The organism is Zhongshania aliphaticivorans, from assembly GCF_902705875.1.
GTDB lineage: Bacteria > Pseudomonadota > Gammaproteobacteria > Pseudomonadales > Spongiibacteraceae > Spongiibacter > Spongiibacter aliphaticivorans_A.
In genome coordinates this window covers 2,725,799-2,741,030 of sequence record NZ_CACSIK010000001.1, presented here as the reverse complement: position 1 = coordinate 2,741,030, position 15,232 = coordinate 2,725,799, and the positions used below count along the sequence as shown (strand labels likewise).

The window sequence follows — 15,232 nt, the reverse complement described above, 5'->3', positions numbered from 1 at the left end:
ATTTAGCAGTTAAAAATACGGGCTAGGTGTAGCATCTTCATAGCCATTCCGTGGTAGTTTCTAGTGTGTTCTATGTAGCTAGGAACACGACAAAAACGAATGATGAGGTATTTACTATGCTTGATATTACGATCACATTTATCTGTGTTTTAGGCGCACTTTCTACAACTCTGATTTTTTATGTCAAAGCACAACATACTGAATAAAACGGATAAACCTCTTACACCCATTCTTTTACTCTTCCATTATTAATCTGCGTGCTCACTGCTCTTGCGGAAAGCGTAATGCTCGCGCCATGTACGCTGGCAAGCTCGTCCTCTGCGGATATTGAATGATCCAGCCATTGCGTAATGTGATCGCCAGCAAGCATGACCGGCATACGATCATGGTATTGCGCAAAATCAGTATTTGCTGGCTGTGTCAGAATCGATACGGATAGTAATTCATCACGCCACGTTTCCCATATGGCGGCGAGGGCTAGTGATTGCTCCTGTCCCTCAAAGTAATAAGGCTGCTTCTTATTCGCTTCGCGCTTCCATTCTACGAAGCCACTGACTGGAACAATCCCCCTGCGGTATTTGAGTGGGCCTTTATAGGCTCGGCTGCTGGCGATAGTTTCGATACGTGCATTGAACATCGCAAACTTTGTGTTGGGGCCATCGGACCAACTTGGCACTAGCCACCAACGCATCGGGCTGACTGTTAGCCTATCCTCCCAGTAGTGAATAACGGGTATCGCTTCGGTAGGGGCGACATTCGGTGTGTCTGGGAGCGTAAAGTGTTCCAAGTTTAGTTGATGGAGTAGATTTTGCGTTTTGGCTTCCGGCCTAACAAATATTCTTCCGCACATATTTTAATCACTTAGCCTAATTGCCGGTTATTGTTGCTTATCCAATATTGACCATATTACCCTTCAAATATAACACTGTGTACAAATCTAGTTTTAAACATCAAGTTATGGATAGAAATATGAATCTTGCGCTTATCGATCAATATCTATTGAATAACTTTATTTCCTGAGAGGGTATAGAATAAAACTAAGAAGTTGGTTGATGAATAACCGAAAAAGGAGTGTCTAATGAGTGACTGGGTTGGTGTAGCTGCTGCAGTGCTTATCGTCTTAGCTGCTGTAAGTATCCCATTATTGTTCTATGCGAATGCGGATTACCTAGTGGATCGATTTAAGAAAAAGTAAGTAGCGGTCGGCGTGTTAAGCTTGCAAGTCGAGCATCCAGAACTGGGTTTTGATTGAAATCACGATTTTTCAAGATGTTGAAAGCACAATTAAGAATACCATTGGTATTTTATCCATAAGAAAATTATTATTTTCTTATGGATAAAGTGCTTAATGAGGATCTGGATGTTTTGTGTTGGTGAGTGAAATAAACGTGTCTAAAAATTGGCGCTCATATACCAATACCTGTCGCTCCCTGTACGCGATCGAAACGGTTTTGTAATAATATAAAGATGTTTTTAAATCTAATGAATCGCCAAGCTCATACGCGTGGGAATATCGTATGCTAAGTTATGGATGGCGTGTTTTTTAGAATAAATTCGTGTCAATAAAACGCTAAAAACTCATAGATTAGAATCGCGCACACCTTAAAATTCGATGAAATTTTGAAGAAAAAAATCTAAGGGTTAGATATAATGAAAGCCGAAATATCAGACTTATACTCGGATTATCTAAAAGAGTTTCACAAGCAAGAGCATGGTATGGCTTACTCATTCTACTCGGCTCCTTGCCTTTTTATTTCCGAAAGTGAGGTTTATGCATTAGAGAGTGAAAGTGCGGTTAAAAGCTTCTTTCAAAATATGTTTGATATGCTCAGAGAATCTGGGTATATGCATTCAGAAGTCGATAATTTTAAAATTGAAATGCTGGGTGTAAATTTAGCTCAACTATCTTGTTCGGTTCCCCGCTTCTTGAACAACCATGTCGAGCCAGAAACTTTCCATACGATTTATACAATGAAGAAAGATAATGCTCGGTGGAAGTTTGTCACCGTAATAACGTATACCTAAACATAATAGCCAATTAACTAAGTGGCTAATTATCTATGTTTGTCCCAAGGATGTACTGGGTCACTTTACTGGTAAATTCGCGACTATCCGTTGTAAGCGCAGTTTTATTGCAAAGTCTGATTTTATACGGGTTCCTAGAAACAGCTATTATTATAGTTTTATCATAGCTGCTTTACGGGTTTTTCTGCCGATGTTGGTCGGGGAATAGGCTGTGATTATAGTGTTTAAGAGGTTTCTTCACGAATGGTGCGGGCGGCAAGTGAAAAATGTACTATGCCAATCGTAATGGCGGTGGCTGCCAGCAATAGTAGCGAATAGCGAAGGCTCTCCGAGCCCAAAGAAGGTGCGAGTAGGTCGCTTACAATACCAACCAGTAGCGGTCCAAGACCTAGGCCGATTAAGTTAATAATAAGAAATACGATGGCAGAGGCCAGGGCCCGCATACGGTTCTCGACCAAGCTATGGGCGACGGCAATAACCGGCGCTAGATAAATCGTGCCCAATGCACCAGGAATGATGAAACATAGCAGGGCTGCGTTACTATTGTCGATAAGCAGCATTGTGATAATTAGTGGCAACTGAATACTAAATCCGAGTGCGCTTATCCAAACATACCAGCGACCATCGCGAGCACCTAAACGGTCTGCAAAGTACCCAGCGGCGAATGTGCCAATTCCACCGCCTATGCCCGCGATTAAGGCTAACCAAGTGCCAATTTCACCTGTGCCCAAACCGTGGCTACGTACTAGAAAAGACGGTAACCAATTGAGCAAGCCGTAGCCTGAGAATGCGACCATGCTTGAGGCGACCATTAAATGTCGAAACGTGCGCTTTGACCAAAGTAAGGTAATGACTTCTTTTGCCGTTGGCTGAGGCGTGGTGTCTGTGCTTTGCTTTTTACCTTCGGAATAGCCTCGCTGAGGTTCTTTTATCGTAAATCGAAATACTAGGGCTAATAATATGCCGGGAATACCAACGGCATAAAATGCGACGCGCCAGCCGTAGAGCTCATGCAGCCAACCACCCATCATAAAGCCCACTAAAATGCCGATGTTTACACCCACGTTGTAGGTCGCTAATGCGGTGGCGCGTGTGCTAGGGGGAAATATATCAGAGATCATGGAGTGCGCTGGCGGGCTGCAACCTGCTTCACCAACGCCGACGCCGATACGCGCTAGCAGTAGATGCATGAAGTTCTGGGCAAGACCACAGAACGCCGTCATAAGGCTCCAGATCCCAATAGCCCAGACAATAATGTTTCGTCGTATACCACGGTCAGCTATCCGCGCTATGGGGATTCCCATTACCACATAGAACATGGCAAAGGCGAATCCAGTGAGCAAGCCTAATTGGCCATCAGAAAGGCCTAGCTCAGCTTTAATTGGCTCTTGAAGAATGGCCAAAATCTGGCGGTCAACAAAATTAAAGGCATAGGCAGTGGTGAGTGCGCCAAGTACATAATAGCGATACCCCTTATTTGCGTAAGGATTGTTTTTAGCCCCGAGGGGTGCATTAATGTTTGATTCCATTCCGACCTCTTTTTTTATGTTTTGGCGTATAGCAAGTGCGTATTCGGAACAACTTTGTTTGGGAGCGATTATTTTCGGAAGCCGCTGGACTAGCTTATTGTTTACATATCTCGAAAAAATTCGTGACTTGATGGGGCCTCGCTTAAAACTTCTGCTTCTATCATCTCAATACACCTATTGCATTGGGGATGCGAATTCGCGGTGGTTAAGGTTTTTGTTAGCCCGTCGCGCCGCGAGCAAGTTGCTGGTTTAGTGATTAGCTTGATTGCGATTTAATTAGTACTTTTGGGCAATGGCTTGGAAAAAATCTTCGTAGCGCTCTTTCCACCAGTCGGGTGCAGAGTTGAAGTTGTTGTTGGCATTGTACATGGCAATAACGATGCCCTTGTCTTCATTGACAAAGAGGTACTGGCCGTAAAGGCCTGAAGCATAGTACTCGCGCCCGTTGGGGTCTACCGGTGTCCACCACAAATAGCCGTAGCCGAACGGTTTTTCCGAGAGGGGGTTATCTCGGCCGGGCATTTGGTAAGGCTTGCTTGGGGTCGTTGACTCAAGTACCCATGATTCGGGAATCAGTTGTTCGCCATTCCAGCGGCCGCGCTGCAGGTACAATTGTCCAATTTTTGCCAAATCGCGCAAGCTCATACTCAGGCCACCTATGGCGACTTCCATTCCTGCGCCATCCACATTCCAGTAGGCATTGTCCTGTGCGCCCAGGGGCTGCCAGAGTTTTTCGTGCATATAGTTTGATAGTGAGCGCTCACCAATGACGGAGCGAATGACAAACCCTGCGGCTTGGGTTTCCATGCTGTTATAGCCTTGGCTGATACCGGGTTCGCGATTTGATTTTAAGGATAATAGAAAGTCTTCCATAGGTTTGTCGAATAGATAGGCCATCTGGAAGCGACGCATATCGGTGTCTGTGCGTGAGTAATCTTCGTCAAACTCTACACCGCTGGACATCTCGAGTGTGTTGGCGATAGTGGCTTTATCCCAAGCGGAGCCTTTGAAATGAGGTAGGTATTTTGTGACCGAATCGTTCACGTCGTTGATTAGACCATCCCCGATCGCCATGCCGACAAGGACCGAGGTGATGGATTTGGCCACGGAGAAGGCGAACTGTGTGTCTGATTCTGTAAGACCACGCCAATAGTTTTCATAAATAATCTGACCATCTTTAATGATGACTAAGCCAGTAGGCTTTGCATCAGTAAAAAAAGCCTTGGTCTTGATGGTTTCGCCATGACTTTGAAATGATTCCGGCAGGACGTTTTCTTGCAATTGGCGAGGGAAGGGCTGCGGTGTGGCTGAGCTCTCAATGAGGTGGGTGCTGTAGTATTGGTGCAGCGTTCTTAAATTCTCCGGCATGCTGGCCTCATCCTCTATATTAAGAGAGAAGTAGAGCCTTTGTATCAGTGGTGCGTAATACACCCCAGCGATGAGAATGAGGCCAAGTAGGCTCAGCAATGCGACTTTTATGATTGAGGTCTTTTTTGTTGTCATCTTTCAGCTCTTTTCGTTTTATTGGTTATTGGCTGGAGTCATCACTCAGTGTGTGGCATCTAGGGCTGAGTATAGCGTGGCCTAGACGAATGGCTATGTGAGTAAGGCTTCAGCTTTTATGTGATCAGTTAATTGTTCTGGGCTGATGCAAGGCAATAATGTCATATTGCTATACAAAAGAACAATAACGAGGGTACACTAATGAATAGATTTAATTAAATTGAGAGCCTCTTGGCAATCTCGCGACCTGATTGTAAGGCCTGAGGCATCACTAGCTTGGAATAGCTTCTCAAGTTATACAGGTATCAATTTTTAATAAATAGCATCGAAAGTGGACGACATAATTATGTTACAACCAAATGGTATCCACCATCTCGCGCTCTGCACTTCAGATATGCGCAAAACCCTGCTGTATTTTAACGATGTGTTGGGGTTTCCCCTGGCAGCGCTGTATTGGATGCATGGTGTAAAAAATACGGTGCACGGATTCCTTAAGATTAATGACTCGGCGTGTATGGCCTTCGTGTACCACCCAGATATTAGCGCGGAACAAATTGTTGGTGTTACCCACCCCGGCGAGATGAGCGGCACCAGCACTCGGGGCACAATGCATCACTTGGCGTTCAACGTTGACAGTCTAGAAGAGCTGAGCAGTGTCCGGGAAAAAATTCAGGCTAAAGGCATTAGCTGTTCTGAGATCAACGCGGGTGGCTACCCTGTCTCCTTCGACTTTTCAGGCCCAGAGGGCATGCTACTGCAAATTAGCTGTCAGCCTAGCGCAGAGCAAAACGTGTTCGATGCTGATGCGGCGGCAGCCGTTGGCTTGGATAAGGACGCATTGGACGCCCTTAAAACACACAAGCCCTATACTCGGCCAAGTACTCCGGTTCCCAATCCGTTATTGGGTGCCGATGCCGGCTACCATATGAATTATCCAGACCCTGTATACCGAGCATTGCTTACGGTTTCAGATGAACTGCTGTTTGACGCTACGGTGGATAGTGTGCCCCCTAACGAGAAGCAACCGTTTAATTTGAAACGGCGTTTAGCGGGGCTAAAAATCACCTTAAAAGTGATTCTCAGTTCAATTATTTCTAGCAGGGGAAAGGCATGACACAGCAAAGAGTAAACGACTTCAGTCACTTTGAACTCAACTGCAGCAACATGAAAAAGTCTTTGGGCTATTTTTCTGATGTGCTTGGCATGACGCTAGTGTCAATTCAATGGGCCGACCCTGCAAAGAACGCCGTGCGTGCTTTTATGCGAATGAATGACCGCGCGACAATTTCTTTTCTTAGCACCCTGCGTACACCAATAGATATTAAAATGGGTGTCACCCATTCAAAAAATGCCGCCGATAATACGCGTGCCGGCACCCTGCAGCACACGGCGTTTAATGTTGATTCGATTGAGGAATTACTGGCTCTGCGTGATCGAATTCGTGCAAAAGGTGTACATTGTCTAGGGCCTATGGATCACGGTTTTTGTCATTCAATTTATTTTGCGGGTCCAGATGACATTGCCTTGGAAATTTCGACCACGACTACAGATGATATGGCTAAGTGGATTGTGCCCAGTGTAGTGGACTATATCGGCTTGACGAATGACGAGCTGGAGCGCTTAAAGGCTTAGGGTAAATGTGTCTGTGGGCTCTGGGCGTATGAGCTGGCCATCATAGGATTAGTAAAAAATCCTATGATAATGAAAACAATAATGAATCATGAAATAGCGCACCTAGTTAGAGATGACTCACATTGGCATGAGATGAGTAAGCAGTCCGGTAATGCTTGATCATTGCTGAGCTTTCTTGTTCAGGGTTGCCGTTTAGTTTTTATCGGAAATACACCGCCATAGTGTGAGAACAGGCCCCTGTTAAACTAGTTTAACGACCCTTTCTTTTTATTCTTTTATGCTGTTGCTGTATCAAATATAGAGCTCAAATAATGAATAACTACAGCCATTGCCTCGGGTCGTTAAGCAGTCAAACCTAGAGCTCGTTTTAGCCAAATTTGAATATCGTTACGAGACTGAATACTAAAAATTTGTTTATACATTAAAGGCAAAGGCGTGATGGGGTTTTGATGATTAGCGAGCGTGAACATCCATTAATGAGATGGCAGTAAAACTGTTTTTTGTCTGTTAATGAAAAATGCATGCTTGCAGAAATTATCAACCATCTATTACGCCGGAAAATATCGACGATGAATTCAACTTGCAATAAAAGGATAAGATAGATGGATTTCGAATACAGCGACAAGGTGAAAGAGCTTATGGCGCGGGTGGACGGGTTTATGCAAGAGCATATATTCCCTGCCGAAGCGGCTTTCGACGAATTTGTTGAGGATCCCGCCAATCTTTGGGTTGTGCCACCGCTTATTGAGGAGCTTAAGCAGAAAGCCAAGGAGCAGGGGCTGTGGAATTTGTTTCTACCTAAAGAGTATGAAGAATTTAGTCCCGGTCTGACGAATCTTGAGTATGCACCACTGGCAGAATTGATGGGCCGTAATGAGTGGGCTTCTGAGATATTCAACTGCAGCGCGCCTGATACCGGAAATATGGAAGTGTTTGCTCGCTATGGCACACCCGAACAAAAAGAGAAATGGCTCAAGCCTCTGTTAGCGGGAGATATTCGTTCGGCCTTTTTGATGACCGAGCCTCAAAATGCCTGCTCAGATGCCACCAATGTTGAGTGTTCCATTGTTCGTGATGGCGATGAGTATGTGATTAATGGCCGCAAGTGGTGGTCGTCAGCGGTTTATGACCCACGATGTGAAATCTTCTTGGTGATGGGTAAAACGGATCCCACGGCGGCAAAGTATATCCAGCAATCCACCATTGTTATTCCAAAAAATACGCCGGGCGTGAGGTTGGTGCGGCCTTTGAAAGTTTTTAACGCATTGCATTCACCGGGTGGTCACGGCGAAGTGGCGCTGGAGAATGTGCGTGTGCCGGTGAGTAATATTATTCTCGGTGAGGGGCGTGGCTTTGAGATTGCGCAGGGCCGTCTTGGGCCTGGCCGAATTCATCACTGCATGCGTTTGATTGGCGCGGCTCAGCGCTGCTTGGATTTGATGTGTAAGCGCGTCGACTCTCGCGTGGCCTTTGGTAAGAAATTGTCAGAGCAGGGCAGTATTCGCCAAGAAGTTGCTAAGTCACGCTGTGAAATTGAGCAAGCGCGTTTGCTCACCCTGAGCACGGCGGACAAGTTGGATAAGTTTGGTAATAAAGAAGCCAAAGATCTTATCGCCATGATTAAAATTGTGGCGCCTCGTATGTGCCAAGAAGTCGCCGACCGCGCCATGCAGGCACACGGTGGCATGGGTCTTTCCCAAGATACGCCAATTGCTAACCTCTTCGCTTACGCGAGATTCGTGCGTATGGCCGACGGTCCGGACGAGGTGCATATGGCTCAGCTGGGTAAAACCACGATCAAAGCCGCAGTGGAGGAGGGATAAGTTGACTCCTCTAGTAGAAAAAGATCTCGTAGACTTTGACCGTCTTGGTGAATGGATGCAGATGCAAGGCCTTCCGGGCGGTAGCTTTGATAATCAGCGCCTACTAACCGGCGGCACCCAGAATATTTTATTGTATTTTGAGCGCGGTGGTCGCCCCTTTGTGTTGCGCCGCCCACCTCGACACCTTCGTGCCAGTAGTAACAAAGTGATGTTGCGAGAGGCGCGAATGCTGAAATCCTTGGCGGGCAGCAATGTGCCACACCCTGGCTATATCGCGCATTGTGAAGATGAGTCAGTACTTGGTGCGGTATTTTTCTTGATGGAGCCGGTGGATGGATTTAACCCGGCTACCGTCATGCCCGAGCCCCATCGCAGCGATGCAGCCATGCGTCGTCGTATTTCAGAGAGCCATATGGAAGCCTTGGCGGCTTTGGGGATGCTGGACTATAAAAGTCTAGGGCTGACAGATTTTGGTAAGCCTGAGGGCTTTTTGCAGCGGCAGCCCGGCCGCTGGCGTGGTGAGTTGGACGGTTTTTCCAAGCTGGATGGCTATGGTGATAGCAACTTACCTTTTGAGAAAGAAATTTACGACTGGTTGGAAAACAATATCCCCGCAGACACGACGCCTGGGATCATCCATGGCGACTGCCATTTGGCCAATACCATGATTAATAATCACAATGGTGAATTGGCGGCGTTGATTGACTGGGAGATGAGCACTATTGGTGATCCGCTATTGGATCTTGGCTGGGTAATGGCAACGACCGACGATGATGATGGCTTTGCTACAGCAAGGATAGAGCCGACAGACGGGTTCTTATCGATTGCCGAATTAATTGCACATTACGGCAAGTATTCCAATCGTGATTTGTCGGCATTGCAGTGGTATGCGGTGTTGGCGTGTTTCAAACTCGGAATCATTCTAGAAGGGACGCATGCCCGTGCCTGCGCCGGAAAGGCAGACAAGGGCGTTGGGGATATGATGCATGGCTTTACGGTAGCGTTATTTAATCGCGCTCAGCGCTGGATTGAACGAGGCATACCTAACGGTTAGAGTCTGACGCAGTGAGAGCGATGGCTAAGAATAATATTTAACAATTTCATACTAAAATTTGGAGAGTATATATGAGTGTTAGGCAGCTATTAACGTCACGGTCTTCGACACGCGGTTTTTTGGATAAGCCGGTTGCCGATGAAGTGCTGCACCAGATTTTTAGCGATGCTCAGCAATCACCTTCTAATTGTAATACCCAGCCGTGGAAAACCCATGTGATCTCCGGCGAGAAAAAAGACGCCCTGAGTGCTCTCTTAGTCACAGAGGTCATGTCAGGCAAGCCACCATCTCCAGATTTTGATTGGACTGTTAGTTATCAAGGTGATCATAGAGAACGTCAGTTTGGTTCTGCTAGCGCACTCTATGGTGCGCTTGGTATTGAGCGTCAGGACAAACAAGCGCGAGGCGCCGCGATGATAAAAAACTGGCAGTTTTTTGGTGCGCCTCATGCGGTATTTTTTACGATGGAAAAGTACCTGAACATTATGGGTGCGGTCGATTTAGGAATTTATGCGCAATCACTGGCACTGCTGCTTGCAGAGCAAGGTATTGGTTGTTGTATGCAAGGTGCGCTGGGACAGTTTCCTGCGCCGGTACGAGAGTTTCTGTCGTTGTCAGATAGTGAAGGGGTGTTGTTTGGCATGTCATTTGGTTACCCCGATCCTGACGCGGCAATCAACCAAGCCAAGACGGATCGAGTCTCTCTCGACACCGCTGTAAATTTTGTTGCCTAAAGCTGTTTTATAAAAACAAGGAGCAAGTAAATGAATCTCGATTTTTCAGAAGACGATAAAGTTATCCAGGAACAGGTAGATAAATACCTAAGTAATAACAGCGGTATAGAAGAAGTCCGCTCGGTATTGGATGGCGAGAAGCCTTATTCTGCTGATGTTTGGCGAGGCATGGCCGAGATGGGCCTGATGGGCATTAATGTTCCCGCCGAATATGGTGGCGTCGAAACGGGTTATAAAAGTCTATGCTTGGTGGCGCAGAGCCTTGGTAAGCATGCAGCTGCTATTCCTTTTTCATCGACTGTCTATTTGGTAACTGAAGCGCTTGTGCAGTTTGGTAGTGAGGAGCAAAAGTCGCACTGGTTGCCTAAACTTGCCAGTGGTGAACTGATTGGTGCTTTTGCTGTTGCCGAGACACTTGAGCAAGTGACAGTGTCCTCAATTAGCTGTTCGGTAAGCGGCGATGTTTTAAATGGCACTAAGTTAGCCGTAGCAGATGGTGGCATTGCGGATATCGCTATCGTTCTTGCTAAGGGCGAAGCTGGCCCTGCGATGTTTATTGTCGAGTTGAGTGATAACGGTTTTGAGCGGAAAAATGTCAGCACCATTGATCCGGCAAAAAATACGGCAACGGTCACATTTAATAACGCAAAAGCTGAGTTGCTAGGTGTCGATGGCCAGGGCTGGGATCAGCTCCAGCAAGTGTATGACCGCGCCGCGGTATTATTTGCCTTTGAGCAAATTGGTGGGGCACAGTCGGCCTTAGACATGGCTGTAGAATACGCCAAAGAGCGTTACGCCTTTGGTCGGCCTATCGGTTCATTTCAAGCGTTAAAACATATAATGGCCGATATGTATACGGCGCTGCGCCTTGCCGAGTCCAATTGTTTTGAAGCTGCCGAAGTCCTAGCAACCGGCTCTGCAGACCTACCTTTGGTTGCGGCGACAGCGCGTGTATCTGCCACAAAGGCCTATCAGTTGTGCACCAAGGACAATATTCAGGTTCACGGTGGTATGGGCTTTACTTGGGAATTTGATTGCCATATCTACTATCGCCGCTCAAATTACCAAACATTAGAGCTTGGTGGGCTCAGTGTCTGGGAAGGCAAATTGGTGGACTTAATAGCGGCTCAGGGTGGCGATGTTGATAGCGCCGCAGTACCGAATGACAGCAGCCCCGAAGACAGTGCATTCCGGAAAGAAGTGCGAGCGTGGTTAGCAGAGAACGCGCCGACACATTTGGCACCACACCTTAAGAAAAGTGTATTTGGCAAGGCGAATACTGGCGGTGAAGACATCGTTGAAGTCTCCAAGGCTTGGCAGCGTAAGAAGGCTGAAGGCGGCTGGGCAGCAATGATGTGGCCACAGGAGTATGGCGGTCGTGGTGCAACGCCGATGCAGAGTATTATCTGGGGGCAAGAAGAGGGTGTTTATAGCCAGCTATCTGGCCTGTTTATTATCGGTTTGGGTATGTGTGGGCCAACTATGATTGCCTACGCCAGTGAAGGCCAGAAAAAGCGCTATCTTCCTAAATTGGCCAGTGGTGAAGAAGTTTGGTGTCAGCTTTTTTCTGAGCCTGGTAGCGGCTCAGACCTTGCTGGTCTGCGTACCAAAGCAGTTAAAGATGGCGATGAGTGGGTGGTTAATGGCCAGAAGATTTGGACCTCAGGCGCGCAACATTCTGACTACGGTATCCTGATTACGCGGACCGATCCGACGGTGGCGAAACACAAAGGTTTGACCATGTTTTTTGTGGATATGCGTTCTGCCGGTGTAGACGTGCGCCCGATTAAGCAAATCAATGGTGGTAGCTCCTTCAACGAAGTGTATTTCGAAGACGTCCGTATTCCCGACGCGCAGCGCCTTGGCGAGGTTGGTGATGGCTGGCGCGTGGCGCTCACAACATTGATGAACGAGCGTATGGCCATTGGTGGACTTATGCCAACGGGGCTTGCAGATTTTATGGAGCTGGTAAACACGCTGATTCTTGAAAACGACAAGGCGATAGCGCGTCCTGACGTAAAAGCCCGTCTAGCGGATTATTACTCCAAAGTGTCTGGCTTGAAGAACGCCGGCATTCGCTCAATCAATCTCGTAGCGAAAGGGGGCATGCCTGGCCCTGAGAACTCCATAAGCAAACTGGTTGCGGGTGAGTTGATGCAGGACCTCACCAAATACGCGATGGATATGCAGGGTTTTGCGGCGGTAATTGATGATGCCGATATTGCCGAGGGTGGCGCACGCTTCCAGGCGATGTTGATGCGTTCACCGGCGCTGCGCATCGAAGGCGGCACCGACCAAATTTTGCGCAATATCATTTCCGAGCGCGTGCTTGGTTTACCTGAAGAGATGCGCGCAGATAAAGGTTTGGCGTTCAACGACATTCCAACTGGGCGCGGTTGATTAGAAATGCGCTGCTGAAATGTGAATGCATTGCGCGTTCGCATCTCAGCGGATGAATCCGGTTTTAGAAGGAGTGGTGAGATGAGTGTATTACTCAGTCACACAGACGAGGGAGTGACTACCGTCACTCTAAATAGACCTGAGCAGCTTAATGCGCTCTCTTTAGAGCTTAGAGCGGCGCTGGCACAAGAATTCAAACGGTTGGCGACTGATCAGGCCACGGATGTGGTGATACTTACCGGGTCTGGTCGATCTTTCTCTGCCGGCCTTGATTTAAAAGAGTTGGGCCAAACAGGACTGCAGTCCGAGGGTGACGGCGGCCCTGAATTTCACGACGCGGTGCGCAATCTAGGTAAACCGCTCATTGGTGCTATTAATGGATTTGCGATCACTGGTGGCTTTGAAATTGCGTTGATGTGCGACATTCTCATTGCATCAGAGCAGGCTAAGTTCGCCGATACCCATGTGCGTATGGGTGTGGTGCCGGGTTGGGGCCTGAGCCAGCGCTTATCTATGTTAGTTGGTGCATCACGCGCCAAGGAAATGAGTTATTCAGCGCGATATGTCGATGCGCATACTGCGGCTAATTGGGGCTTGGTTAACCGTGTGCTGGCAGCCGATGAATTGATACCGTATTGCCTTGAATTGGCGAAAGATATTCAAGCCGCTGATCGCGATACATTGCAAGCCGTACAGCGCCTTATTAATTACTCGCTTGATCACGGATTGAGTGAAGGAATTGAGGAAGAGGGAAAAATTAGTCGAGCGCATGCCAAAAAAATTAGTGCTGCAGCGCTGGATGAGCGTAGAGACACCGTCATGGATGCAGGGCGTAAGCAGCATTAAAAATAAAATTAATAACTGCCCAATTGGCAAGGGTGACCGCAATGAAACAGCTAACGGCCCTGGACACGATTTTTGTTTCTAACGACTTCCCGAACGCTGTTACATATTTCGAGCCTAAGGTTTTATGACCGCTCCTTTGGAAGGAGCTCAATAGTAAACGTTCTAAAGTTGCTGAATTAAAAAGCCTGTGACAAGAAAAACTAAAACAACATTGGAGCTACATCAAGAATGCAAATATTAACTAGCCATCAACTCTCTCGCGCTTTGAAAAGCGCTCAAAGCTATGAGGAGTGGCTAGCCGCTGCCGAGTCTTATGACAAATATCATAAGCTGGATAAATGGCGTCGTACCGATACCAGTAGTCAGTTCGACTACGTATCCATTCGTGGACGGCTTGATCGTTTACGGAGTCTTAAAGCTAGGGGTGATATTCGTGGGTTGTTGTTTACCTTGAACGAGGGGATTCACGGCAACGTCGGTGGTATGGGGCGCGGAGGTCTGTATCAGCACGCCAAGGCGGGAACAAAAAACCTGATTGAAGAGTATATCGATGAGATTGTGCACACCTTAGATTTGATTGCTAATGACAGCAGTGCCGATATTGCCGCTGACACAAAGGCTCAATTTTTTGAACGCGCGAATCATTGTTTTGGCCATACAGCGTTAATGCTTAGCGGTTCGGGTTCACTCTTGTTCTTTCATATGGGCGTCGCCAAGGCACTGGTGGATGCAGGATTATTGCCTCGTGTTATTTCTGGTTCTAGCGGTGGAGCCATCGTTGCAAGCATGCTCTGTACTCACAGTGATTCTGAATTAAAGGAAAAACTCCATCTAGACTATTTGCTCGGTGATATTAAGGAGGGGGCCGCAAGATCGGGAGTGACCGATCCGACTGACCTAGAGGAAAGTATTGCTGGAATAGTGCCGGACCTAAGCTTTGAACAGGCTTATGCCAAAACTGGCCGCGCCGTAAATATTTCAATTGCCGCTGCTGAGACGCATCAAACATCGCGGTTATTAAACGAAACTACCTCTCCCAGCGTGCTGATTCACAGTGCCGTGATGGCGTCTACGGCAGTACCGGGAATTTATCAGCCGGTTACCTTAAAAGCCTTGGATGATCACGGTGAGCGTGTGAATTACCTCCCTTCTCGGCGTTGGGTTGACGGCTCTTTCAGCGACGATTTACCTGCTAAACGTCTCGCTCGCTTGTATGGCGTCAATCATTATATTGTCAGTCAAGCGAACCCTTTTGTAATTCCCTTCGACGCGGCTTCCATACGTCGCCCTAGCAACGCGGGAATACTCCGTGCAGCCGCGAGGCGCTCAGCGCGTGAATGGGTCAATGCCGCTACCATGATACTCGGTCGTGCGGACAGAAATAATGGCAAAGTGACCCAAGTGACGGGAATGATTCGTTCGCTGATAAATCAAGAGTACGGCGGCGATATTAATATTCTGCCAGATTATAGATTTTTCAACCCAAGAACCGTGCTGGCAACACCGAGCGCAAAAGAAATCACTCACCTTGTTAATTCTGGCGAACGTTGTACTTGGCCTAAGCTAGAAATGATTCGTCAGCAGACCAAAATTAGCCGCAAGTTAAAAGAAATTCTGGCTACTTATGATAGTGGCAAAATAGTTGATGTATCGTCCCGATCTAGTCACGATAAAAAATCTTAAATT

The 15,232-nt window shown here is 47.3% G+C and carries 12 protein-coding genes; 9 read left to right on the top strand and 3 right to left on the bottom strand.

All coding sequences use genetic code 11. The features are described 5' to 3' along the window. Window positions 1-220 precede the first annotated feature (220 nt). Window positions 221-850, bottom strand: coding sequence for an SOS response-associated peptidase (locus tag AELLOGFF_RS12305; protein WP_159269015.1), 630 nt, complete (start codon window positions 848-850; stop codon window positions 221-223). Between the two features lie 800 nt (window positions 851-1,650). Here AELLOGFF_RS12305 and AELLOGFF_RS12300 point away from each other — a divergent pair. Next, window positions 1,651-2,025 (top strand): hypothetical protein, encoded by a 375-nt coding sequence (locus AELLOGFF_RS12300; protein ID WP_159269014.1) that lies wholly within the window; start codon window positions 1,651-1,653, stop codon window positions 2,023-2,025. A gap of 224 nt (window positions 2,026-2,249) precedes the next feature. On the opposite strand, the gene AELLOGFF_RS12295 is transcribed toward AELLOGFF_RS12300, so the two are convergent. Both AELLOGFF_RS12295 and AELLOGFF_RS12290 read right to left on the bottom strand, forming a co-directional pair. Next, window positions 2,250-3,554 carry a spinster family MFS transporter gene (locus AELLOGFF_RS12295; protein ID WP_159269013.1) on the bottom strand — a complete coding sequence of 435 codons (1,305 nt, stop codon included), beginning with the start codon at window positions 3,552-3,554 and terminating at the stop codon, window positions 2,250-2,252. A gap of 276 nt (window positions 3,555-3,830) precedes the next feature. Further along, a complete protein-coding gene (locus AELLOGFF_RS12290) occupies window positions 3,831-5,057 on the bottom strand; it encodes a serine hydrolase domain-containing protein (RefSeq protein ID WP_159269012.1) in 1,227 nt (408 codons plus the stop codon). Window positions 5,058-5,403: 346 nt separating this feature from the next. Here AELLOGFF_RS12290 and AELLOGFF_RS12285 point away from each other — a divergent pair, with 346 nt between their 5' ends. From AELLOGFF_RS12285 to AELLOGFF_RS12250, 8 genes are all read left to right on the top strand, one after another. Further along, window positions 5,404-6,171, top strand: a complete 768-nt coding sequence (locus AELLOGFF_RS12285; RefSeq protein ID WP_159269011.1) for a VOC family protein — start codon at window positions 5,404-5,406, stop codon at window positions 6,169-6,171. Then, window positions 6,168-6,689: a VOC family protein gene (locus AELLOGFF_RS12280; protein WP_159269010.1), complete on the top strand. Its 522-nt coding sequence runs from the start codon at window positions 6,168-6,170 to the stop codon at window positions 6,687-6,689. The genes AELLOGFF_RS12285 and AELLOGFF_RS12280 overlap by 4 nt, the downstream gene beginning before the upstream one ends. 602 nt (window positions 6,690-7,291) lie before the next feature. Then, complete coding sequence (locus AELLOGFF_RS12275) at window positions 7,292-8,512, top strand: acyl-CoA dehydrogenase family protein (protein WP_159269009.1); 1,221 nt, start codon at window positions 7,292-7,294, stop codon at window positions 8,510-8,512. 1 nt (window position 8,513) lies between these two features. Next, the gene (locus tag AELLOGFF_RS12270) at window positions 8,514-9,566 is read left to right on the top strand and encodes a phosphotransferase family protein (protein ID WP_200842660.1); all 1,053 of its coding nucleotides are present in this window, start codon (window positions 8,514-8,516) and stop codon (window positions 9,564-9,566) included. Window positions 9,567-9,637: 71 nt separating this feature from the next. Further along, on the top strand, window positions 9,638-10,300 hold the full coding sequence (locus AELLOGFF_RS12265) for a nitroreductase family protein (protein WP_159269008.1): 663 nt from the start codon (window positions 9,638-9,640) through the stop codon (window positions 10,298-10,300). Between the two features lie 30 nt (window positions 10,301-10,330). Next, window positions 10,331-12,700 carry an acyl-CoA dehydrogenase family protein gene (locus AELLOGFF_RS18100; RefSeq protein WP_235035716.1) on the top strand — a complete coding sequence of 790 codons (2,370 nt, stop codon included), beginning with the start codon at window positions 10,331-10,333 and terminating at the stop codon, window positions 12,698-12,700. Between the two features lie 81 nt (window positions 12,701-12,781). Further along, window positions 12,782-13,546: an enoyl-CoA hydratase gene (locus AELLOGFF_RS12255; RefSeq protein WP_159269007.1), complete on the top strand. Its 765-nt coding sequence runs from the start codon at window positions 12,782-12,784 to the stop codon at window positions 13,544-13,546. A 228-nt stretch (window positions 13,547-13,774) separates the two neighbouring features. Then, window positions 13,775-15,229, top strand: a complete 1,455-nt coding sequence (locus AELLOGFF_RS12250; RefSeq protein WP_159269006.1) for a DUF3336 domain-containing protein — start codon at window positions 13,775-13,777, stop codon at window positions 15,227-15,229. Window positions 15,230-15,232 lie beyond the last annotated feature (3 nt).